23 protein-coding genes are annotated in these 23,771 nt (G+C 50.0%); 8 read left to right on the forward strand and 15 right to left on the reverse strand.

What is annotated here, in order from left to right:
- Nucleotides 1–70 precede the first annotated feature (70 nt).
- Nucleotides 71–1,672: a YdgA family protein gene (locus G465_RS0101955; RefSeq protein WP_022652801.1), complete on the reverse strand. Its 1,602-nt coding sequence runs from the start codon at nucleotides 1,670–1,672 to the stop codon at nucleotides 71–73.
- A gap of 197 nt (nucleotides 1,673–1,869) precedes the next feature.
- Between G465_RS0101955 and G465_RS0101960 the strand changes: the two genes are divergently transcribed.
- From G465_RS0101960 to G465_RS0101980, 5 genes are all read left to right on the forward strand, one after another.
- Nucleotides 1,870–3,057, forward strand: a complete 1,188-nt coding sequence (locus tag G465_RS0101960; RefSeq protein WP_022652802.1) for a DesA family fatty acid desaturase — start codon at nucleotides 1,870–1,872, stop codon at nucleotides 3,055–3,057.
- Between the two features lie 15 nt (nucleotides 3,058–3,072).
- Nucleotides 3,073–3,423, forward strand: a complete 351-nt coding sequence (locus tag G465_RS0101965; RefSeq protein ID WP_022652803.1) for a RidA family protein — start codon at nucleotides 3,073–3,075, stop codon at nucleotides 3,421–3,423.
- A gap of 60 nt (nucleotides 3,424–3,483) precedes the next feature.
- Nucleotides 3,484–4,782: a replication-associated recombination protein A gene (locus tag G465_RS0101970; protein ID WP_022652804.1), complete on the forward strand. Its 1,299-nt coding sequence runs from the start codon at nucleotides 3,484–3,486 to the stop codon at nucleotides 4,780–4,782.
- A gap of 192 nt (nucleotides 4,783–4,974) precedes the next feature.
- A complete protein-coding gene (locus tag G465_RS0101975) occupies nucleotides 4,975–6,090 on the forward strand; it encodes an AAA family ATPase (protein ID WP_022652805.1) in 1,116 nt (371 codons plus the stop codon).
- Nucleotides 6,084–6,674, forward strand: coding sequence for a DUF4276 family protein (locus tag G465_RS0101980; RefSeq protein ID WP_022652806.1), 591 nt, complete (start codon nucleotides 6,084–6,086; stop codon nucleotides 6,672–6,674). Before G465_RS0101975 ends, G465_RS0101980 begins: the two co-directional genes overlap by 7 nt.
- A 29-nt stretch (nucleotides 6,675–6,703) precedes the next feature.
- Here G465_RS0101980 and nagZ read toward each other — a convergent pair whose 3' ends face one another.
- The 14 genes from nagZ to rpoE form a co-directional block, all read right to left on the reverse strand.
- Nucleotides 6,704–7,795, reverse strand: coding sequence for a beta-N-acetylhexosaminidase (gene nagZ, locus G465_RS0101985; RefSeq protein ID WP_022652807.1), 1,092 nt, complete (start codon nucleotides 7,793–7,795; stop codon nucleotides 6,704–6,706).
- Nucleotides 7,796–7,799: 4 nt separating this feature from the next.
- Entirely contained in the window at nucleotides 7,800–8,183 is a 384-nt protein-coding gene (gene acpS, locus G465_RS0101990; protein ID WP_022652808.1) for a holo-ACP synthase, read from the reverse strand.
- Nucleotides 8,180–8,914 (reverse strand): pyridoxine 5'-phosphate synthase, encoded by a 735-nt coding sequence (pdxJ, locus tag G465_RS0101995; RefSeq protein WP_022652809.1) that lies wholly within the window; start codon nucleotides 8,912–8,914, stop codon nucleotides 8,180–8,182. Before pdxJ ends, acpS begins: the two co-directional genes overlap by 4 nt.
- A 25-nt stretch (nucleotides 8,915–8,939) precedes the next feature.
- Complete coding sequence (gene recO, locus G465_RS13090) at nucleotides 8,940–9,707, reverse strand: DNA repair protein RecO (protein ID WP_022652810.1); 768 nt, start codon at nucleotides 9,705–9,707, stop codon at nucleotides 8,940–8,942.
- A 9-nt stretch (nucleotides 9,708–9,716) separates the two neighbouring features.
- Nucleotides 9,717–10,664, reverse strand: coding sequence for a GTPase Era (era, locus tag G465_RS0102005; protein WP_022652811.1), 948 nt, complete (start codon nucleotides 10,662–10,664; stop codon nucleotides 9,717–9,719).
- A complete protein-coding gene (rnc, locus tag G465_RS0102010; RefSeq protein ID WP_022652812.1) occupies nucleotides 10,661–11,371 on the reverse strand; it encodes a ribonuclease III in 711 nt (236 codons plus the stop codon). The genes era and rnc overlap by 4 nt, the downstream gene beginning before the upstream one ends.
- A gap of 2 nt (nucleotides 11,372–11,373) precedes the next feature.
- A complete protein-coding gene (gene lepB, locus G465_RS0102015; RefSeq protein ID WP_022652813.1) occupies nucleotides 11,374–12,336 on the reverse strand; it encodes a signal peptidase I in 963 nt (320 codons plus the stop codon).
- A 12-nt stretch (nucleotides 12,337–12,348) separates the two neighbouring features.
- Nucleotides 12,349–14,142, reverse strand: coding sequence for a translation elongation factor 4 (gene lepA / locus G465_RS0102020; protein WP_022652814.1), 1,794 nt, complete (start codon nucleotides 14,140–14,142; stop codon nucleotides 12,349–12,351).
- 66 nt (nucleotides 14,143–14,208) lie between these two features.
- Nucleotides 14,209–14,460 (reverse strand): glutaredoxin family protein, encoded by a 252-nt coding sequence (locus tag G465_RS0102025; RefSeq protein ID WP_022652815.1) that lies wholly within the window; start codon nucleotides 14,458–14,460, stop codon nucleotides 14,209–14,211.
- Entirely contained in the window at nucleotides 14,461–15,804 is a 1,344-nt protein-coding gene (locus G465_RS13095) for a DegQ family serine endoprotease (protein ID WP_245556736.1), read from the reverse strand.
- A gap of 75 nt (nucleotides 15,805–15,879) precedes the next feature.
- Nucleotides 15,880–16,362, reverse strand: a complete 483-nt coding sequence (locus G465_RS14910; protein ID WP_022652817.1) for a SoxR reducing system RseC family protein — start codon at nucleotides 16,360–16,362, stop codon at nucleotides 15,880–15,882.
- 28 nt (nucleotides 16,363–16,390) lie between these two features.
- Complete coding sequence (locus tag G465_RS0102040; RefSeq protein ID WP_022652818.1) at nucleotides 16,391–17,335, reverse strand: MucB/RseB C-terminal domain-containing protein; 945 nt, start codon at nucleotides 17,333–17,335, stop codon at nucleotides 16,391–16,393.
- A complete protein-coding gene (locus G465_RS14915) occupies nucleotides 17,335–17,985 on the reverse strand; it encodes a sigma-E factor negative regulatory protein (protein ID WP_022652819.1) in 651 nt (216 codons plus the stop codon). The genes G465_RS0102040 and G465_RS14915 overlap by 1 nt, the downstream gene beginning before the upstream one ends.
- Nucleotides 17,985–18,584 carry an RNA polymerase sigma factor RpoE gene (gene rpoE / locus G465_RS0102050; RefSeq protein WP_022652820.1) on the reverse strand — a complete coding sequence of 200 codons (600 nt, stop codon included), beginning with the start codon at nucleotides 18,582–18,584 and terminating at the stop codon, nucleotides 17,985–17,987. The genes G465_RS14915 and rpoE overlap by 1 nt, the downstream gene beginning before the upstream one ends.
- Before the next feature lie 359 nt (nucleotides 18,585–18,943).
- On the opposite strand from rpoE, the gene prpB reads away from it, so the two are divergent.
- From prpB to acnD, 3 genes are all read left to right on the forward strand, one after another.
- Nucleotides 18,944–19,825 carry a methylisocitrate lyase gene (gene prpB, locus G465_RS0102055; RefSeq protein WP_022652821.1) on the forward strand — a complete coding sequence of 294 codons (882 nt, stop codon included), beginning with the start codon at nucleotides 18,944–18,946 and terminating at the stop codon, nucleotides 19,823–19,825.
- A gap of 91 nt (nucleotides 19,826–19,916) precedes the next feature.
- The gene (gene prpC, locus G465_RS0102060) at nucleotides 19,917–21,065 is read left to right on the forward strand and encodes a bifunctional 2-methylcitrate synthase/citrate synthase (RefSeq protein WP_022652822.1); all 1,149 of its coding nucleotides are present in this window, start codon (nucleotides 19,917–19,919) and stop codon (nucleotides 21,063–21,065) included.
- Nucleotides 21,066–21,128: 63 nt separating this feature from the next.
- Entirely contained in the window at nucleotides 21,129–23,747 is a 2,619-nt protein-coding gene (gene acnD, locus G465_RS0102065) for a Fe/S-dependent 2-methylisocitrate dehydratase AcnD (RefSeq protein ID WP_022652823.1), read from the forward strand.
- Nucleotides 23,748–23,771 lie beyond the last annotated feature (24 nt).

The following is a 23,771-nucleotide window of genomic DNA, read 5'->3' on the forward strand; positions in this document are numbered from 1 at the left end:
ACGCCACGCGCCAACAAATAAAACGTGCTCTACCGGATGAGGGCAGAGCACTGATTATCAAGCGCCAAGCTTAAGCGGGTTTCTTCACGTCTGCAGCGGCGTCCTGTGGTTCTGAAGGGACTTCTGGCTCGGGTTCGGGTTCTTGCCACGGCAAGCTAATCGGCTGTTTATTTACCGTCAGTTGCTGCCCGTCCCACGTCAGCGCAGTATCAATCTGTCCGCCTCGGATAACAACATAGCCCTGTTCTCGCCATTGTAGTAACTGACTTGAAAAGAGACTTTTCGCCAAGTCATCAATTTCTTGCACACTCGGTGGATTTTCGGCCCGTTCATCCACCATAAACAAATTACGCGCCTGTGCCACCACTAAATCTTCTAGTGTTTGACGTGGCAGGCTTAATTTGGCATCAGCATGCACTTTCGCCAAAAAGTCGAGGGCTTTGTGTAAGTCGGCGTCTTGTACCGCTTTCAACGCCACCTGTCCACTGACATCCACCACCCCATCTGGCAACTGCAATTTTAGCGTGTTGACTTTAACAATCGGGTCTTGCTTCAGCAGTGGCGCACCCTCACGCAACACGGTGTCAACATAAGCACGGCGCAATTCAGCAGGGTCTTTGCCTTCGAATGGGATAGCAGATAGGGCTTTATCGAGTTTGACCAAGGTAGGGCCATGTAGATGATTTGCCGACACATCCAACTCTAACGGGCCCACCGTGGTTTTATTGATCATCAAACTGGCGAAATCGAAGCGGCCACGGGTGTTAACAAATTCACCATCCTCTTCTGTATTGACACGATAGCGCAGCTTTTTCAGCTCGGCTTTCGATGGTTTGATTTCACCGGAAGGATTGATAAATTCACCAACCCGAATCCGCGTCAACAAATAGACCAACTCATTCAAACGAATTTCGTAAGGCACACTTTCTCGGGAATCGAGTTGGATGTTTTCTATCGTTAATTCGCTATTACCAATATCAACGCCAGTTTTGCCAGGGGTGGTCTCGGACACAAACGCCACATTTTTAAATTCAACATGGCCTTTAATCGCCGCATCGACTTCTAAACCGGGTAAACGTGCATCAATATGGTATTGCTGATAACCCGAGGCATAGTCCACTTTGCCATTAAAACCGCCCCAACGAATTTTGACGCCGGAGAGGGTTTCTTCGTAGTCAAATTTTGGAATGGCGACCTGCAGTTCACCACCACCGGAGAAGTACAGACGGTTGGTTAAGGTAATCGGGTCGGCATCGCCAAAAAACTTGCTCAATGTCTTGCGCGTGGCATCACTCATAATAAATTCAGTGCTGACCAAGGCACGTGCAGGACGTAAGTCGAAATCAGTCAGGCCGGGTAAAGGCCCATGTTTGATGTGGTGGGTATAGACAATTTTGGCGTCTAACATCCCTCTTGCTTGTTCGGGCAAAATATTGAGATAGGGTTCAAACAACTTACGGTTGAGCACCAACTCGGTTTTTTCACTAGAGCTAAACCAACCGCGTTGATAGTCATGAGATTGCACAGTAAATAAAGGCAACCCAGCCACCATGCGGTGTTGTTCTAACAAGGTTTCTTCTGCTTTTAAACCTGTCCAATACGCTGCCCCTGCATAGCACAGAGCTGACAGAGCCACTCCAGCCGCAGCGAGCCGCCATGTTTGCTTACTCACTATTTCTATTCCATCAGTATTTGCCGTGGCAAGAATCTTAGCATCATTGCTCACCAAATCGTGTTTTTCTACGACTTTTCTGCTATCACACTACGGCACCCATACAACGATCAAACAAGCCTCATCTAACAGTGCCAAGTCGATGGCTGCATCTGTTAAGATAGTATTTTGGTTAAAAAATGAAGGATGTACCGCCCATGTTGTTCCTCGAAGGTCTGATCGACCTAGCCTGGTGGGGCTATGTCTTGGTGGCATTGGGATTAACTCATATCACCATCGCGGCAGTGACCATTTATCTGCATCGTCATCAAGCACATCGTGCACTCGACTTGCATCCCATCCCAAGCCATTTTTTCCGCTTCTGGTTATGGTTGACAACGGGGATGATTACCAAACAGTGGGCTGCCATCCATCGTAAGCATCATGCACGCTGCGAAACCGCAGATGATCCACATAGCCCACAAGTGCTCGGCATCAAAAAAGTGATGTGGGAAGGGGCCGAGTTATATCGTGTCGCCTGCAAAGATCAATCTATCATGGATAAATTTGGCCACGGTGCTCCGGATGATTGGTTAGAGCGCAATATCTACACCAAACACAATGGCAAAGGGATTGTCTTAATGGCAGTCATCGATGTCTTGTTGTTCGGCCCAATTGGTTTAACGATCTGGGCGGTGCAAATGGCGTGGATTCCGTTTTGGGCTGCCGGTGTAGTGAATGGGATTGGCCACTATTGGGGTTATCGCAATTTCGAAAACGAAGATGCCGCAACCAATGTCTTCCCTTGGGGTATTTTAATCGGCGGTGAGGAGTTGCATAACAACCACCACACCTTCGGTACCTCGGCCAAGCTGTCTTATAAATGGTTCGAGTTTGATATTGGCTGGATGTATATCCGTATCATGGAAATGATCGGCCTCGCCAAAGTTCGCCGTGTCGCGCCTAAATTATTGCATGGCGAAGTGAAATCCCATCTCGATTTGGACACCCTACACGCCATCATCGCCAATCGTTATGCGGTGGCAGCGCAATACGCTAAATCGCTCAAATCGGCTTATGAACAAGAATTAGGCAACTTGCGTGATAAATTGCCCGAGATGCAAGGCAATATGACGCGGCAAATGAAGGTTTGGCTCAAGCAAGATGGTAAAGACATTCCAGCGCAAGAACGCTCACAGTTAGATCAATTGTTAGAGCAAAGCCCTGTGTTACAGACCATCTATTCGATGCGGCAAGAATTATCGCGGCTGTGGGAACGCTCGAATTTGACCAAAGAGCAGTTGCTGAAAGAGTTACAAGATTGGTGCGCACGGGCGGAAGCATCTGGTATTGCCCAATTGCGTGAGTTTTCCTTGCGTTTGCGTGCTGTTGCCGCAGTGGCTTAATCAAGGGGAAAAACGATGTCATCTATTCAACGTTTATTACCTGGCGCACGGTTATCGGAAGCGGTGGTATTCAATGGCATGGCCTTTTTAGCAGGCCAAGTGCCTGAAGATACCAGCCGCGATGCCGAAGGGCAGACAGCGGAAGTGTTATCGTTAATCGATAATGTGTTAGCGCAACTGGGCACTGATAAAACCCGTATTCTCGATGCAACGATTTTTTTAGCCGATTTGGCGGATTATGAGGCAATGAATCGGGCATGGGATGCGTGGGTTCCTGCTGGTCACAGCCCAGCGCGTGCCACCGTCGAGGCAAAATTAGCCAATCCAGCGTGGAAAGTCGAAATTAAAATCGTCGCTGCATTGTGATTTTTTTGTGGTATCAGGCCCGCTGTGTCCGCACAGCGGGTCTTTTTTTGCGATGTGAAAATGGATTTATTCGAGACCTTTCCCTCAACCACGCTGCCCTTAGCCGAACGGATGCGCCCGCAACATCTGGATGAAGTCATTGGGCAATCGCATTTGCTTGGTGCAGGTAAACCATTACGGTTGGCTTTTCAAGCACGAAAACTGCACTCGATGATTTTTTGGGGGCCACCTGGGGTGGGTAAAACCACTTTGGCAAGACTCACCGCCCATGCTGTTGATGCAGAATTTATTGCGCTCTCGGCAGTATTTTCCGGTGTGAAAGAGATTCGTGCGGCAATGGAGCAGGCCGAACACTATCGGCAACAGAATAAAAAAACCATTTTGTTCGTCGATGAAATTCACCGTTTTAATAAGTCGCAACAAGATGCGCTATTGCCTTATACCGAGAGAGGCGTCATCACCCTACTCGGTGCCACCACCGAAAACCCCTCATTTGAAGTGAATTCGGCTTTGCTGTCGCGGGCACAAGTCTATGTTTTGCAATCCCTCACCGATGATGAATTACAACAGCTATTAGCCCGCGCTCAACAAGTGGCGATGCCAGATTTGATTTTGGATGAAGTGGCACGCACTACGCTGGTTGCCTATGCCGATGGTGATGGCAGAAAATTGCTCAATTTGGTTGAACAGTGCGCCACTGCTGCACAAGCGGCAGGGGTTCACAATATTGATGCGGAATTTATCCACAACGCCTTAACCCTCAACCAGCGCCGGTTTGATAAAGGGGGCGAGTTTTTCTACGACCAAATTTCGGCTTTACACAAGTCAGTACGCGGCTCTAATCCCGATGCCGCCTTATATTGGTTAACTCGAATGTTAGATGGTGGGGCCGATGCTAAGTATTTGTCGCGGCGGATTATTCGGATGGCGTGGGAGGATATTGGGCTGGCCGATCCAAGAGCGATGCAAATTGCCAACGATGCCGCCACCACTTTTGAGCGTTTAGGCAGTCCTGAGGGAGAATTGGCCTTAGCGCAGGCAGTGATTTATTTAGCTGTCGCCGCAAAGAGTAATGCGGGGTATGTGGCTTACAATCAGGCCAAGGCTTTTGTAAAGCAGGATAAAAGCCGAGAAGTCCCCGTTCATCTACGCAATGCGCCTACCAAGTTGATGAAGGAACTGGGCTATGGCCATGAGTACCGCTATGCGCATGATGAACCCAATGCTTACGCCGCCGGGGAAAACTACTTCCCAGAGGGGATGGCCGCCCCGAATTGGTATCAACCTGTACCAAGGGGGCTGGAAATAAAAATTGCGGAAAAACTCGCTGTTTTGCGGAAGTGGGATGAAGAAGGATAGTCACAAGCCGATTAGGTTTGAGTCTATCGATATGGTCAGCTTCGGTACTACCCTCGAATAAATTTGAGAAAAATGTTTTATTAACCACCATAAAAAATGCCAATTTATTTACCTAACGATATTTTTTAATCGGTTAAAGGTAAATCATGGAAAAATAGTGCTTTACTCATAGTATCCTTACAAGGAATAACAATGAATATACATAAGCTAGAGATCAAAGGTTTTAAAAGTATTGCACATATTAAGCTTGGTAATAGTTCACCCTTTCTGGTGTTAGCAGGTGCAAATGGCTCAGGAAAAAGCAACTTAGTTGATGCACTTGCATTCCTTGGTGCAGTTATAAAACGAGGGGTTGTTCAAGCGGTTCGTGAGTTTGGTGGGTTTAACCAAATTCACTGTTTCAAGTTTCGCAAAGAGCAACGGACAACGATGTCATTCACACTAGAAATAGATATAAACAGTGTGCACTATCATTATGACTTAACGATCCGATCGCTAGAAAACTTACCAGAAATCCAAGAAAGTTTAAAAGTCAATGGTAGCATATTGATTGATCGTAAAAACTCCAGTGAACCTCAAGTCCAATTAGGTGATCGTGAGGGGTTACAAAAATTAACAAGCTATCCTAAGGAAATGTCAGCGATGATGTTATTAAGCGATACTGCACTTTATCGCTTTCTGACTAATATTTGTGTTTTCCGTATTGACCCGTTTGCAGCAAAAGAACCTGATAATGCTGCGGCCGATGCCACAGCGCTTGATCCAAACGGCAAAAACATCGCAACGATGTTATCTGTGCTTGAAAAAGACGATGATTTTCGCGAACAGGTATTAGAGTGGATCGAACTCATCGTTCCGGGTATGGAAAACGTGAAAACAGAGAAGCAAAGGCTGGATGCTTCAACCGTAATAACATTTAAAGAAGAAGGCACCAAGGCACGATTTCCAGCTTCACTAATATCAGATGGTACAATTTACGCTTTATGTATATTAACTGCCATTCTAAGCCGCGCACGGGAATATGGAATTACCATCATTGAAGAACCTGAGCGTGGCATTCATCCGAAGGCTATCGCCGAACTCGTTCAACTTATGCGTGAAAATGCCTCTACCCAGCACCCTGTGTTCATCACCACTCATAGCGAATCAGTTGTGAGAAGTTCGGAGGTAGAGGAACTTTATTTTGTGAGTAAAAAAGAGGGAAAAACACAAATTCAAAGTGCTAAAACCTCTGGTATTGACAAGAAAAAAATTGCATTAGATACAGCATGGTTAACAAACCTATTTGATGGGGGTTTGCCATGGTAACAAATGAACGTAAAAAAATAGGCTTTATTGTTGAAGGGGGTAGTGAAAAAATTATTATTGAGTCGCCACAGTTTAGGGCATTCTTGAACAAACATGGTTATGAACTGGTAACACCAGTTATCGATGCCGAAGGCGGGGGTAATTTACTACCACAAAATATTGAGGAATTTATTAGCCGACTTGAACAAAAACAAGTAGATGCTATTTATGTTTTGACTGATTTAGAAGATGAATTGCACATCGAGACGGTCAGAAAAAGGGTGAGACACACCAAGGTTACCTTTGCTTTCATTGCTGTCAAAGCACTTGAAGCATGGTATTTAGCAGATACCGATGCGATGAATACTTGGCTAGGCACCCAAGATTTTTATGAATCAGAGCCAGAGAAAACAGTGGGCAAGCCATGGGATAGATTAAAAGAAATTGCAGCTGAAAAGGGTAAGCGTGGCCCTGGACAAAAAATATCTTTTGCAAAGAGAATCACTAAATATTGGCATTTCGCTATTGAAAATGCTGCAAAACATGAAGCTTGCCCGAGTGCAGCGGAGTTGATCAGTCATTTTGAAAAATCAACTCACAGATAATCAACTCAGACTACAAAACTTGAATGGCGCTAATGCGCCTCCCCGACTTTCACACCAGAACGTAATTGCTCTGGTGGAATGGCGAGGGCGGCGACGGTGGTTTGCATCGCAATAAAGTCTGCTTCGGTTAACCGTTGCTGTGCCGCTTCGATAGACAACTGCCCCGCCATCGCAGCCAAACGCGGCGCTAAAGAAGACGGAATCGCACGCTGTTCACCCCATGCGTTCAAAAGCGTCTGTGCCAAATCAGGACGGTTACACACCAACACCATGTCACAACCGGCTTGCAAAGCCAACACAGCCCGTTCCACCACGCCACCGGCGCCTGCAGCCCCTTCCATGCACAAATCATCGCTGAAAATCACGCCTTCAAAACGCAATTGTTGCCGCAGAATGTGTTGCAACCAGAAAGCAGAAAAACCAGCAGGTTGATCATCAACCGCCGGATATACCACATGGGCCGGCATCACCGCAGCCAACCCCTGTTGAGCCAAAGCAGAAAAAGGCTGTAAATCCGCCGCTGCAATCGTGGCAAAATCACGCTCATCCACTGGAATTGCATGATGAGAGTCTGCTTCTACCCAGCCATGCCCCGGGAAATGTTTGCCACACGCCGCCATCCCACCGCGAGCTAAGCCACGTATCAACGCCTGTGCTAACACCGTTACCGTGCTTGCCTGCAAAGCAAAAGAACGGTCGCCAATCACCCCAGAACGGCCCCAGTCTAAATCTAAGACTGGCGTAAAACTCAAATCGACGCCCACTGCACGCAATTCAGTCGCCAACACTTCGCCACATTGCTCTGCCAAAACCAGCGCCTGTTCAGGGGTTTGTTGCCATAACTGCCCCAATACCCGCATCGGCGGCAAATGCGTAAAACCGGATAAAAAGCGTTGCACCCGCCCACCTTCATGATCGACTGCCACCAATAAAGCAGGAGATCGCACCGCATGAATCTCTGCCACCAAATCGCGAATTTGTGCTGGCGAGAGAAAATTACGCCGGAACAAAATCACCCCGCCGACTTGTGGGTGACACAGTAATTCGCGTTCATGGGCTTGTAGCTCGGTGCCCTGAATATCCAACATTAAAGGGCCGCGTGGCAAAGATAAAATTGGCATCGGTTTATTCGTCCGTTTCTAAGACAACAAAAGCTAGCGACAGCTGTTTTTCATCAGAGAGAGAAAGATGACAACGCTGAATCTGACGTTCAGCCAACCACTGCGCCGCTGCAGGGGCAAACACCACAACAGGCTTGCCAAGGTGATCGCGTTGAATCGACATGGCCGGCAACAAAAAAGGCGCACGTACCCCCAACCCTGTCGCCTTACCAATCGCCTCTTTTGCCGCCCAACGCTTGGCTAAAAAAGCCACCGGCTGTGGATGGGAAAGGAACTCAGCAAACTCAACCGCACTCAGCAAACGGCGGGCAAACCGCTCACCATGTCGGTGCCACACCGCAGCAATGCGTTGATGATCGGTGAGATCGGTACCAACACCGTAAATCACTTCGCACCCCGCCGTGCCTCAACCATCAGGGTTTTCATATCGCGTACCGCTTGAGAAAAACCAGTGAACAAAGCTTGTGCCACAATGGCGTGACCAATGTTTAATTCTGCGATGTCGGCAATTTCTGCAATCGGTGCCACATTGTGATAGTGCAAACCATGACCGGCGTTCACCACCAAGCCTAAATCGGCGGCACGACGAGCAGCAACACGAATCCGCTTCAATTCTTGTTGCGGTAAATCATGCCCCTCGGCATCAGCGTAACGGCCAGTGTGCAATTCAACCACCGTTGCCCCCGACTCTGCTGAAGCACGAATCGCTTCTTCATCAGGATCGATAAACAGCGACACCCGAATGCCAGCCTTACGCAACGTGCGGACATAGTCTTGAATCAAATCAAACTGTGCCAACACATCTAAACCACCTTCAGTGGTGATTTCTTCACGTTTTTCTGGCACCAAACAGACATCTTGTGGCCGAATGGCAAGAGCGTGTTCCAACATCTCTGGCGTCAGTGCCATCTCTAAATTCATGCGCGTTTTAATCGCCCCACGCATCAATTTCACATCTTGATCTTGAATATGGCGGCGGTCTTCACGCAAGTGCAGTGTGATTAAGTCAGCACCGGACGATTCCGCCACCAAAGCTGCCTCAAGTGGACTGGGATACCGTGTGCCACGCGCTTGTCGCAAAGTAGCGACATGATCGATATTTACACCAAGCAAAATCATGGCAAACCCTTCTTAAAAAGAAACATTAAGCCGGCATCACCGGCCACACGCGCGTACGCGGCTCATGTACCGCATGTAACACCCGTCGCGAGGCTAAAGGCACCGCCCCTAACACGGCATCAAGCAAAGTGCGCAGCAAGATTTTTGCTTCTTGTACGACCCAACGCTGTTGCAGTTGATCGTGCGCTAACGCCAATAAGGTCGTGCCGGAAACCAGACATTGATAACCGGTTTCGGGAATATCAACCGGCAACACCAACGGCAACGGTTCAGCCCCATGACCGGCAATAAAACAATATTGTTGTTCTGGCTCAATCGGTATTACACCACCGGCTTGGTGGCTGAGGTTGGGGGCATAACCCAAGCCGGTCAACAACGCCAATTCAAAACGCCGCAATACTAACGACACCGCGCCGAGTTCACCACAGGCTAGCCCAATAATGGCTTGTTGATAGGCAGTGAACACCGCTTCATGTGGGTCATCACGCGCCAGCAATCGCAACAACAACTCGTTGAGATAAAAGCCAGACAGCAAGGGCAACCCGCTTAACTGTGGCACACCGCCTAGCCATTCCACCCGCGCTAAAGTCCGCAGTTCGCTTTTACCAAACCAATCCAGCACCAACGGCACAAACGGTAAAACTTGCCCGCGAATTTCTGCCCGAGGCCGCCGCGCACCACGCGCCACTAAAGCCACTCGACCATAATCACGGCTCAAGCATTCCAACAACAGGCTGGTTTCTTTATAAGGCTGACTGTGTAGCACAAAAGCCGGTTGTCCCTCGACTTTCATGGCCGGTGCTTATAAATCGAATTGCTTCAAGAAACGAACATCATCTGCCCACCCGCCTTTAACCTTGACCCATACTTCAAGGAACACGCGGGTGGCAAACAGTTTTTCCATATCAGCCCGCGCTTCGGAGGCAATTTTCTTCATCCGTTCGCCGCTTTTGCCAATCACAATCGCCTTTTGTCCGGGTTTATCGACAAAAACAGTGGCGTAAATATGGAAGCGGCCATCTTCTTCGGTTTCAAAGCGATCCACTTCGACATTCATCGCATACGGTAATTCTTCACCGAGATAACGGAACAATTTTTCACGGACAATTTCTGCGGCTAAAAAGCGCGAATTTTTGTCGGTGACCATGTCCTCTGGATATAACGGTGGGCCTTCTGGCAAATAGGGGCTGATGATGCTGAGCAGTGCATCTAATCGATGACCATGTTTTGCCGAGACACTAATAATTTCGGCAAATTCAAATGCTTGGCTGGCCGATAATAAAAACGCCGCCATCCGCGCTTTGTCTTTTAAACGATCGGCTTTATTCACCACCAAAATCACTGGGCGGTTTTTCGGCAGTAACGCAATCACTTCACGGTCGGCATCCGACAAACGCCCCGCTTCCAACACAAATAACACACAATCGACATCAGACAAGGTATCACGCACGCTCTTATTCAACGCATCGTTAAGCGCATTGCGGTGTTTGGTCTGAAAGCCTGGGGTGTCAACAAAGATATATTGCACCAATGGCCGTGTTTCGATACCGGTTACACGATGGCGTGTGGTTTGGGCTTTTTCTGAAGTAATCGAGATTTTTTGCCCAATCAGGTGGTTCATCAACGTCGATTTACCGACGTTTGGCCGCCCGACGATGGCGACAAAGCCACAGCGGAAACCTTCTGGCACAGCAAAATACGGTTGCGCGGTCTCGGGGAGCTCGGGCAAGGTGTCGATAGAGTCGTTCATGATTTCACTTTCCGTTTTTTGCTGGGTGATGGCTGGGCCAAAATGGCAAGCACAGCCTCAGCCGCTTGTTGCTCTGCACGCCGGCGGCTCGAACCACTGCCCTCGGCCACCACGGTCAGGACAGGTAGTTCACAACTGACGCGGAAGTGCTGTGCATGGGCTTCGCCCGACTGTTCGATAATACGATAGTTCGGCAATGCCAAGCGGCGGCTTTGCAGCCATTCTTGCAGCCGAGTTTTGGCATCTTTGACGTGGCCTTCTGGGTTTAAAGCATTGACCTGTTCAACAAACAGATGGCGCACCACATGCTCTGCTTGTGCAAAATCGGCATCTAAACAGACCGCCGCAAAAATCGCTTCTAGGGCATCCGCCAAAATCGATGGCCGTTGTGCACCACCGCTTTTCATTTCGCCTTCACCCAAACGCAAGACACCACTGATACCGATGTCTAATGCCACTTGTGCCAAGGTATCCTGATTGACCAAATTGGCACGCAAACGCGACAAACTGCCTTCGGATTGATCAGGAAAACGGTCAAACAGCATCCGCGCAATGCTGTAATTCAAAATACTGTCGCCGATAAATTCGAGGCGCTCATTATTAGGTACACCAAAGCTGCGATGGGTCAGCGCCTGTAACAGCCATTCAGGTTGTTGAAAGACATAATTCAGACGCTGCATCAACAGCGGTAGAGAAGAAGACGCCATGCTCAATGTATCCGCGTCCCAATGCGAGAGGGTTCGCTAAAATTCATCCAAATAAAGAAAGCCTCACCGACTAATAACTGATCTGGGACAAACCCCCAATAACGGCCATCATGACTGTTATCGCGGTTGTCACCGATGGTGAAATAATGTCCAGCAGGCACTTTGCAGCTAAAACCTTCTTCGTTGTAACGACAATTTTCACGGAAAGGAAACTCCGCCACTTGAGGCATAAACACCGGCGGCATTCCTTCCACTTTCAACACTTGGTAAGAACGGCCATCAATCGTTTCGCGATATTGCCGCGAATGCACCATCGCCAACCCTTGTTCTAAATAATCGTAGGTACCATCGGCAACATCTTTGACTCGTTCGCCGTTGATAATCAAAGTCTTATCACGGTACTCAACCACATCACCCGGCAGACCTACTACCCGTTTAATGAAGTTCACCTGTGGATTTGGCGGAAAACCGAACACCACCACATCACCGCGTTTTACCTTGTTCACTTCGATTAAAACATTGTTTAACACCGGCACTCGAATACCGTAGGTAAATTTATTCACCAGAATAAAATCACCGACCACTAAGCCCGGTCGCATCGAACTGGAAGGAATTTGGAATGGTTCGACCAAAAAAGCACGCAGCAAAAACACCACTAGAATCACAGGGAAAAAGCTACGGGCATATTCAACAAAATGAGGTTGTAGCTGTTCGGGTGAACGGCGTTTGGCTAGCACAAAGCGATTCAGCCCTGTCACCACCCCCGTCACCAGCACAAACACCAACATCACAGCAGTAAAGCTCATCCATTGGGACAACAAACCAAAGCCACCGAGCACCAAACACAAATAACCTGTTTGCACGCCAATCGGCTGATCTTTATCGGTTGGCTGCCGTTTTCCTGAGACCGCAATCAGGATAGGGCCCAATACGGTCAGAATGGCAAATACCCATAACCAATTCATCTCGTGCAATCCTTATTTATCGCTGACTTGCAAAATGGCCAAGAAAGCGGCTTGTGGAATTTCCACATTACCCACTTGCTTCATCCGTTTCTTACCTGCTTTTTGTTTCTCGAGCAGCTTTTTCTTACGCGTAATATCACCACCGTAGCACTTCGCTAACACATTTTTACGCAGTGCTTTAATGGTTTCACGGGCAATAATGTGGCTACCGATGGCGGCTTGCACGGCAATATCAAACATCTGGCGTGGAATTAATTCGCGCATCTTGGCGGCTAATTCTCGACCACGATATTGGCTAGAAGCACGGTGTACGATTAAAGACAAAGCATCGACCCGTTCGCTATTGACCAAAATATCCAATTTCACCAAGTCTGCCGTTTGGAATTCTTTGAATTCATAATCCAACGAAGCATAGCCACGGCTGGTTGATTTCAATTTATCAAAGAAGTCCATCACCACTTCATTCATTGGCATGTCATAGGTCAGCATCACTTGCCGCCCCATGTATTGCATATTGCGCTGCACTCCGCGTTTTTGATTACACAAGGTCATCACTGCGCCGACATAATCTTGTGGTACCAAAATGGTCGAGGTGATGATCGGTTCGCGGATTTCTTCGATTTTGCCGGGGTCGGGTAGGCGCGAGGGGTTTTCCACCTCGATTAACTCACCGTCTTTCAGCAACACTTCATAGACCACCGTTGGCGCAGTGGTAATCAAATCCATATCGAATTCGCGCTCAAGACGCTCTTGCACAATTTCTAAGTGCAACAGCCCCAAGAAGCCACAGCGGAAACCAAAACCCAAAGCTTGCGAGACTTCTGGTTCAAATCGCAACGAAGCATCATTGAGCTGCAATTTTTCTAGCGCATCGCGTAAAGCTTCGTAGTCATGGCTTTCCACCGGATACAAACCGGCAAACACTTGTGATTGCACTTCTTTGAAACCTGGCAAGGCTTCAGTAGCGGGCTGGGTGGCTAAGGTAATGGTGTCGCCGACTTTGGCCGATTTCAGCTCTTTAATGCCAGCAATCACAAAACCCACTTCACCAGCATGCAATGCCGGACGTGGCAGCGATTTAGGTGTAAAGACCCCGACTTGCTCACATAAATGTTCCGCGCCGGTGGCCATGAACTTGATTTTGTCTTTGGGTTTGAGACTGCCATCCACCACCCGCACCAACATCACTACACCAACATAGTTATCAAACCAAGAGTCGATAATCAGGGCTTTCAGTGGGGCATCAGGTTTTCCCTGTGGCGGCGGAATTTTTTTAACAATCTCTTCTAAGATATCTTCGATACCAATGCCCGATTTTGCCGAGGCACGCACGGCATCGGTGGCTTCAATCCCGATAATGTCTTCAATTTCTTGCGACACGCGCTCCGGTTCAGCGGCGGGCAAGTCAATTTTATTCAACACCGGCACCACTTCTACCCCCAGCTCGATGGCGGTATAGCAGTTGGCAACGGTTTGGGCTTCCACCCCTTGTGAAGCATCAACAACCAACAACGCCCCTTCACAGGCCGACAACGAGCGACTGACCTCGTAAGAAAAGTCAACGTGTCCAGGGGTGTCAATCAGGTTTAAGGCATAGGTTTGACCATCACGGGCGCGATATTGCAAAGCAGCGGTCTGAGCTTTAATGGTAATGCCACGCTCTTTTTCGATATCCATCGAATCAAGCACTTGGCTGTTCATTTCACGCTCAGATAAGCCACCGCAGTATTGAATAAAACGATCAGCCAGTGTGGATTTACCGTGATCAATATGGGCAATAATCGAAAAATTACGGATTAGGTTCATGGCATTCGGCAAAAAAGATGAAGGGCACACGCGGTGCCCTCTAAAGACGCTTAACAGCGCGCGATTCTAGCGGATTTCCTTTAGGAAAGCATTAACCCGTGTCAGGTCGAGATGCCAATGACAGAGTTCTTCTTCCTCGTACATTAAAACTGGCACCTTTTCATCAAAGCGGGCTTCTAATTCGGGGTCGGCATCAACATCCCGAATATCCAGTAAAAACGGATAGCTTTGTTGCAACTGTTTTAACTGCGCCAGCATGGTATGACACAAACTGCAATACTCACGGAAATAGAGAGTGAGGGTGATGGGTTGTGTCATTTATTCTGCCCCAACCGGAATGGCAACAAACAGCGTACCACCACCGCGCACAATACGCAGCGCCAGTGCGCCACCGGATTTGGCTTCATTGACAGCTTGGCGGAATTGTTCACTATTGCTCAACATCTCATTACCCACCCCAATAATGATGTCCCCCGTCTGCACACCGGCGCGCTGCGCCCCTGCACCGACTCGCTGCACCAACAAACCAAATTTCACCTGAAAGCGGGCGAGCTGTGCAGCAGGTAATTCAGCCAGCTGTAAACCCAAACGCGGCGCAGCAACTTGGCCGGCAGGTTCGGTATTACGTTTCGGCTCACGTTGTGCGACACGACCTTCGGCTTCGCGGATTTCATCCGGTGTTACTGATACCTGCCGCAGACCACGATTGCGCCAAATTTCTAATTGAATGGGCTTACCGGGTTGGCTATTACCCACTTGACGCGGTAAATCAGCAGAGTTTTCAATCGCCTGCCCATTGACCTTCAAAATAATATCGCCAGTGCGTAACCCTGCACGCTCAGCCGGCCCCCCAGGCTCTACCGCATTGACCAAGGCACCATTGGCAGAGGTCAGGCCAAAAGAGGCCGCTAAATCACGCGACAGCTCTTGAATGGTGACACCAATCCGGCCACGCACCACACGGCCTTTATTTTTCAGTTGATCAGCAATTTGCATCGCCACATCAATCGGGATAGCAAAGCTAATCCCCATAAAACCACCAGAGCGGCTGTAAATTTGCGAGTTAATCCCAACGACTTGGCCATTCATATTGAACAACGGGCCACCAGAGTTACCCGGATTAACGGCAACATCAGTTTGAATAAAAGGCACATAGGATTCATCTGGCAACCGGCGCCCTTTAGCCGAGACAATCCCCGCTGTGACCGAACTTTCAAAACCAAAGGGAGAGCCAATCGCCACCACCCACTCACCGACTTTCAGTTGCGCGGGATTACCCAAAGAAACCGACGGCAAATTATTGGCCTCGATTTTGAGCAATGCCACATCCGTCCGCGCATCCGCGCCAATCAATTTGGCACGATACTCCCGCTTGTCAGTGAAAGTCACTGTGATTTCATCGGCTTTTGCGACCACATGGGCGTTGGTTAGCACATAGCCATCTGGCGAAATAATAAAGCCAGACCCCAAAGAGCTGGCTTGAAACTCGCGCTGCGGTGCGGTTTGTGGTTGACCAAAGCGGCGGAAAAATTCGAATAGTGGATCATTTAATAATTCATCAGGAAACGGCGAAGCATTTTGCCGCTGTCGTACTGTTTGTTTGGTCGAGATATTGACCACAGCACGGCCTTCTTTTTCGACCAGTTGCGAGAAATCCGGCAAATTGTTTACCAACGGTGAACGGTGCCGCTGTTACCGGCATCGCCACCGCTAATAAGGCAGCGAGGCTGCTGGCAATTAAGAGTTGGCTGAATTTTTTTTGAGCTGACATGGCTTCTCCACACAACGCCGCTGTTGTGGCAAGCGACGTAAAATCACAGGCTGAAACACAGCATTGCCACGGTATTTGGCTGCGTATTGTCGAATCATCAAGAGTGAGAACAAAAAGGCCACCACCGCCGCCACCACTGAAGCGATTTCACTCATCAGTGCCCCCAATATTGCCCCAAAAAATAGGGCCAATAATGGCACGATATAACCCAGTAGTGCGCTGCGGGTGAGTGCTTGCTCTGCCACCGCCACCACCACTTGATCCCCCGGTTGCGAATGCAGGGGATCGAGAACTTGATAGTGTTGTGGCTTAAGCGCAAACACACGCGCAATCGAAAGTGAGCGACAGCCATGCACGGGGTCGCAGTTTGGGCAAGCTTGATGAGGGCGGGTTTCTACCCATGCCATGCCATCTGCTACCGAGATGACATACGCTTCTGTTTCAATCATAAGGGTCGTGGGCTAAAAAATCGGCGGATTAACGTTTTGCTGAAACCGATTCAGCAATATCACGCAGCGCATTATCCGGCAAATCACCCACTACCGTCACTCGCGTTCCGTCACGTTGACGAATATACAGTCGTGTGGCGCCTTGGCCTTCCATCTTCACTGGCCGCATCTGTGGCTGCACCGGCTCGATAAACACAGAAAAGCGCGCCAAACCATCGCTAAAAGTCAAATGGCGCACCGCTTGTCGGCCATCGGGAAAGGTGCGGCTACGGTCTTTCAATAAATAGAATCCGGTTGGCAGGGTCAATATGTCGGTTGTGGCGGCGCTGTTGTTCGAGATCGGTGGTTCAACAAAACGCCGTTGTTCAGGAAACGCCGGTTTTGGCCATGTATTGGGCGGCGGCACTTGGCGAGAGAAAGCAGTAAACATCAGTCGCTCTAAGACTTTGCCATCGACATCTAATACTTGGGTTTTCATCACCATACCGCTGTCGGGTTGAAAACAGACATGGCGGACAAAACGATTTGGCTCGATTGGCACCAACGCCCACCACAGACAATTTTGCCCTGCGGCACGATCAAGGTGTAATCGCTGTAAGCGATAGTGGTTCAGAATATGTTTCGGTTCACCGGTAAAAATATTGGGGTAGGGACGAGCAAGTGCCGTATGTGCTGCCATTTTTCCAGCATGATGAGGCGCAAACAGCCGAATCAGATGACCATCACGCCATGCTTCCCATGTTTCACCCTCGAGGGAACTGCGTTTTTCTAATACACCCTCGGGGCTCCAATGGTGCATGATTTGTAATGCCGTCAACTGTGCATCGGCATGTAACACATAGCTACCTTGATAGGTCGTTTGCTGGGCGGCCAGCGTGGCCTTTTCCAACAACGCCACCCCTGCCTCATTGTTTGCCATCGCCCAGCTTGCTTGCCACAACAAGCCCATGGCCAGCCCATAGCGCCAGCGCATCAACGGCCTTCTCCAGACAGGGCGACACGTTGTGCCATCACGGGTGCAAAAGCACCCTCTTGGTGCGCATAGAGATAAGGATTATTGACCCCTGTATCACGCCATGCCACCGCCGTTTGGTCGGCCACCATCGGCGCACGCACTGAGACCGTGGGTTCTGCTTTCACACTCACAGCAGCCACTGGGGTTGCCGACACCGCCGACTCCCACTGCGGAGCAAACCACCAACTTAAGGCAAACACCGATGCTGCGGTGGCAGTAAACCACCACGCCGAGGGCATCATGCGTGGTTTTGCCGGCGGTTGTTCTTGGATTGGGATCACCGAAGGCGCAGGTTGAGCAACATCAACTGTTAGGTCAGCCGTTGGCTCATTGTGTGGGATGGTTTTCTGTTCAAACGCACGCGGCGCTAAAATCACTGGTTCGTGCTGTAACGCTTCGCGCACCCGATCAGCCACCGAACGCCCCACCACCCCCGCATCCCCTCGCAAGGCATCACCAATCAGGTGATAGGTTTGCCAACGCTCGTTCAATAGCGCGTCGCTTGCCGCCAATCGAGCTAAACGGGCAGATTCGGCAGGATCATCTACCTCGCCATCTAACCACGCCGACAACTCGGCCAGCTTATCCTCATCATGTTTTGACATCATTACCACCTTCTATCTTCAGATGTTTCCAGAATCGGGCGCAAACGCGCTGCAATCGCCTCTCGGGCACGGAAAATACGCGAGCGAACCGTACCAATCGGACAATCCATCACTCGCGCAATTTCTTCATAACTTAGCCCTTCCAGCTCGCGCAGCGTAATAGCAGTACGCAATTCTTCTGGCAAGGCCTCTGTCGCGGCATGGACAGTCGCGACAATTTGCTTGTTGGACAATTCCGCCTCGGGCGTCGCCAAATCGCTACCGTGGGCAAAGGATTCTTGCCACTCGCCTTCGTCATCTAGTGTATCGCCGTTTACCACAATTCGACGACTGCCGGCGCTGATGTAATTTTTGGCAGTATTGATGCCAATTCGATACAACCACGTATAAAAAGCACTATCACCACGGAAGTTCGGCAAAGCCCGATACGCTTTGACAAAAGCTTCTTGTGCCGCATCCTCAACTTCGGCAGGATCGCGTAGATAGCGACTGATTAACCGCATTAGGCGCCGTTGATATTTCAAAACCAACAAATCAAACGCACGAGGCTCCCCTCGTTGTGCTCGGCGCACCAAATCTTCATCGACTTCTCGTTCAGTCATGATTCATTATTCTTTCGTTACGCAGGTCGTCCCCATCGAGATTAGATGGGGACAACGTCACTTGGCCAAGTTACCGCGAACATGCAGTGGGTACGGTGCGACATCTGAGACACACTGCTTACATTTCAGTGCACTGTGCTACATTTGATACACGCATCAGCTGTCAGTTAAGAACAACTATGCAGACAAAAGTTCCCAACAAAACAATCTTCTGCTGGGACTTGCCAATGATTTCCTTGTTGCAGTTTGATGAAGATATTGCATCTTCTATTTACGCCTAAACCAAGCACTTGCTAGAATACCAAGCAATTGCTCGGTAACCCCGCAGCACAACCCCAGTTTCCTTCAGGAGAGTAACTATGACCACAGCCGGCCAGCGCTTCCGTCAAGCCGTTCAAGAAGAACATCCACTCCAAGTTGTTGGGGCGGTGAATGCCTATGCCGCCCGTCTTGCTGAACATTCCGGTTTCAAAGCCTTATATCTGTCCGGTGGCGGTGTGGCGGCTTGCTCTTGCGGGATTCCAGACTTGGGCATCACCACATTAGAAGATGTGTTGATCGACGTGCGCCGGATTACTGAAGTCACCGAATTGCCCCTGTTAGTCGATATCGACACTGGTTGGGGTGGCGCTTTTAATATTGCTCGTGCTGTGCGCGCCTTGGAAAAAGCCGGTGCTGGTGCGGTGCATATTGAAGACCAAGTGCAACAAAAACGCTGCGGCCATCGCCCAAACAAAGCGATTGTGAGCCAAGAAGAAATGGTTGATCGCGTGAAAGCCGCAACCGATGCCCGCCGCGATGACAGCTTTGTCATTATGGCTCGTACCGATGCGCTGGCGGTTGAAGGTTTGCAATCTGCCATCGACCGTGCCCGCGCTTGCGTAGAAGCCGGTGCTGATATGATCTTCCCAGAAGCCATCACCGACTTGGCAATGTATAAGCAATTTGCCGAAGCAGTTGGTGTGCCCGTGTTAGCCAACATCACCGAATTTGGCTCCACCCCACTGTATACCACCCAAGAACTGGGCGAAAACGGCGTCAGCTTAGTGCTGTATCCGCTGTCAGCCTTCCGTGCCATGAGCAAAGCCGCATTGGCCGTTTATGGCAGCCTGCGTGAACACGGTACCCAAAAACATGTGGTTGACTTAATGCAAACCCGTATGGAGTTGTACGATCACTTGGGCTACCACGACTACGAACAAAAGCTGGATGCGCTGTTCGCCGAAGGTAAAAACAAGTAATTCATTTAATAAGGGCGTTGTGCATACTGACACAACGCTTTACCACGCAGTTGCCTCACTTAATGTCACTGCCTACTCAGGAGACTCACCCATGACCGAAGCAGCACAAGCCCCTAAAGTTAAAAAATCTGTTGCCTTGTCTGGTGTCGCCGCCGGTAACACCGCTTTGTGTACCGTTGGCCGTACCGGTAATGACCTGCACTACCGTGGTTACGACATTCTCGATATCGCTACCACCTGCGAATTCGAAGAAATCGCTTATCTGCTGATTCATGGCAAATTGCCAAACACCGCCGAATTGGTCGGTTACAAGAAAAAATTGAAAGCCCTGCGTGGCTTGCCAGTGGCAGTGAAAACCGCATTGGAAGCCTTGCCAGCCGCCAGCCATCCAATGGATGTGATGCGTACCGCAGTGTCGGTGTTGGGTTGTGCCTTGCCAGAAAAAGACGACCACAACAGCCCTGGTGCACGCGATATCGCCGACCGTCTGATTGCTTCCTTGGGTTCGGCCTTGCTGTACTGGTACCACTTCAGCACCAACGGCAAACGCATTGATGTCGAAACCGATGACGATTCCGTCGGTGGTCATTTCTTGCATCTGTTACATGGCGAAAAACCCTCCGAATTGTGGGTGAAAGCCATGCACACCTCGTTGATTCTGTACGCAGAACACGAATTTAACGCTTCGACCTTCACTGGTCGTGTGATTGCCGGTACAGGATCGGATATGTACAGCGCCATCACCGGTGCCATCGGTGCTTTGCGTGGTCCAAAACACGGCGGTGCCAACGAAGTGGCATTCGAAGTGCAAAAACGCTACGAAACCCCAGACGAAGCCGAAGCTGACATCAAAGCACGTGTCGAGCGTAAAGAAGTGGTGATTGGTTTTGGCCATCCGGTTTACACCATTTCTGATCCACGTAACAAAGTGATCAAACAAGTGGCACAAGAGTTGTCCGAAGCCGCTGGCGATATGAAGATGTATGACATCGCTGAACGCTTGGAAAGCGTCATGTGGGACATCAAGAAAATGTTCCCGAACCTCGACTGGTTCAGTGCCGTGTCTTACCACATGATGGGCGTACCAACAGCGATGTTCACCCCATTGTTCGTGATTGCTCGTACCACTGGCTGGGCAGCACACGTGATCGAGCAGCGCATTGATGGCAAGATCATTCGCCCAAGCGCCAACTACACCGGCCCAGAAAATCTGGAATTCGTTCCTATCGCTCAGCGGTAATCAAGAATTGGGGGGGCTACGGCCCCCTTGCCGAGTTATGACTTCTCTTTTTGCATCGACATCATGAACACAGCAAACCGCAAACCTCTGCCTGGTACCTCTCTGGATTATTTCGACGCGCGCGCCGCAGTCGAGGCCATTCAACCTGGCGCATACGATACCCTGCCTTATACCTCGCGTGTGTTGGCAGAAAACTTAGTGCGTCGTTGCGATCCCGCTACCCTAACCGACTCTCTCAAGCAACTCATCGAGCGCAAACGCGATCTGGACTTTCCTTGGTATCCAGCACGGGTAGTGTGTCATGACATCTTAGGTCAAACTGCACTGGTGGATTTGGCGGGTTTGCGTGATGCGATTGCAGAACAAGGTGGCGATCCAGCTAAAGTCAACCCAGTGGTTCCCACCCAGTTGATCGTTGACCATTCGCTGGCTGTTGAATGTGGCGGCGATGATCCAGACGCCTTTGCCAAAAACCGCGCCATCGAAGAACGCCGCAACGAAGACCGTTTCCACTTTATTGATTGGACACGTACTGCATTTAAAAATGTGGATGTGATTCCTGCCGGTAACGGCATCATGCACCAAATCAACTTGGAAAAAATGTCGCCGGTGATCCAAGTGCGTGACGGCATTGCTTTCCCAGATACCTGTGTTGGTACCGATAGCCACACCCCGCATGTCGATGCTTTAGGTGTGATTGCGATTGGTGTGGGTGGTTTGGAAGCAGAAACCGTGATGTTGGGCCGCGCCTCGATGATGCGCTTGCCAGATATCGTCGGTGTGAAATTGACCGGTAAACGTCAACCCGGCATCACTGCAACAGATATCGTTTTAGCATTGACCGAGTTCCTGCGTAAGGAACGGGTGGTCGGTGCTTATGTTGAATTCTTTGGTGATGGTGCTGCCAGCCTGTCAATCGGCGACCGCGCTACCATCTCCAATATGTGTCCAGAATATGGCGCCACTGCAGCCATGTTCTACATCGATGAACAAACCATCGATTATCTGAAATTGACTGGCCGCGAGTCCGAGCAAGTGGCTTTGGTGGAAAACTACGCCAAAGTAACCGGTCTGTGGGCGGATAGCTTGGTGAAAGCAGAATACGAGCGTGTGCTTGAATTTGATCTGTCCAGCGTCGTGCGCAATATGGCTGGCCCATCCAACCCACACCGCCGCTTGCCAACCAGTGCCTTGGCCGAACGCGGTATTGCGGTGGATCTTGATAAGGCCAAAGCAGAAGAAGCACAGGGCTTGATGCCAGATGGTGCAGTGATTATTGCCGCCATCACCAGCTGTACCAACACTTCGAACCCACGCAACGTCGTCGCCGCCGGTTTGTTGGCGAAAAAAGCCAATGAATTGGGCTTAGTGCGTAAACCTTGGGTGAAATCCTCTTTTGCCCCTGGTTCTAAAGTGGCTGAGTTGTATCTGCAAGAGTCTGGTTTATTGCCTGAACTGGAAAAACTCGGCTTTGGTATCGTGGCTTTCGCTTGCACTACCTGTAACGGCATGTCTGGTGCACTCGATCCAAAAATCCAACAAGAAATTATCGACCGCGATTTGTACGCCACTGCCGTGTTGTCAGGCAACCGCAACTTTGATGGTCGGATTCACCCCTATGCCAAACAAGCTTTCTTGGCATCGCCTCCATTAGTGGTGGCCTATGCCATCGCTGGTACGGTGCGTTTTGACATTGAAAATGATGTCCTCACCGTAGTCGATGGCAAAGAAATCCGCCTGAAAGACATTTGGCCTTCGGATGAAGAAATCGACGCTATCGTTGCCGCTTCGGTGAAGCCAGAGCAATTCAAACAGATTTACATTCCGATGTTCGACCTCGGCACAGTAGAAGAAGCCAAGAGCCCACTGTACGACTGGCGCCCAATGTCCACCTATATCCGTCGCCCACCGTACTGGGATACCGAAGGCGTAGGCGCACTGGCAGCCAACCCACGTACGCTCAAGGGCATGCGCCCCTTGGCTGTGTTGCCAGACAACATCACCACTGACCACCTGTCGCCATCTAACGCGATTTTGGCCAGTTCGGCAGCGGGTGAATATCTGGCGAAAATGGGCTTGCCGGAAGAGGACTTCAACTCTTACGCCACTCACCGTGGCGACCACCTGACCGCGATGCGCGCCACCTTTGCCAACCCACAGTTGGTGAATGAAATGGCCGTTGTCGATGGCGAGGTGAAAAAAGGTTCGCTGGCCCGCGTCGAGCCGGATGGCAAAGTAATGCGGATGTGGGAAGCGATCGAAACCTACATGGAACGCAAGCAGCCACTGATTATTGTGGCCGGTGCTGACTACGGCCAAGGTTCTTCCCGTGACTGGGCAGCGAAGGGCGTGCGTTTAGCTGGGGTAGAAGCGATTGTTGCAGAAGGATTTGAGCGCATTCACCGCACCAACTTGGTCGGTATGGGTGTGTTGCCACTGGAGTTCAAATCTGGCGTCAACCGCAAGACCCTGAACATCGATGGTACTGAAACCTATGATGTGATTGGTGAGCGTAAACCACGTGCCGACTTGACCTTGGTCATCCATCGTAAAAATGGTGAAACCGTCGAAGTGGCTGTGACCTGTCGTCTCGATACCGCAGAAGAAGTGTCAATCTATGAAGCAGGCGGTGTGTTACAACGCTTTGCACAAGACTTCTTAGCGTCTTCTGCTTCGGCCTAATCGCCCTACTGCGCTGATGTCCCA

Origin of the sequence: Aquaspirillum serpens DSM 68, from assembly GCF_000420525.1 — a bacterium.
Lineage (GTDB): Bacteria > Pseudomonadota > Gammaproteobacteria > Burkholderiales > Aquaspirillaceae > Aquaspirillum > Aquaspirillum serpens.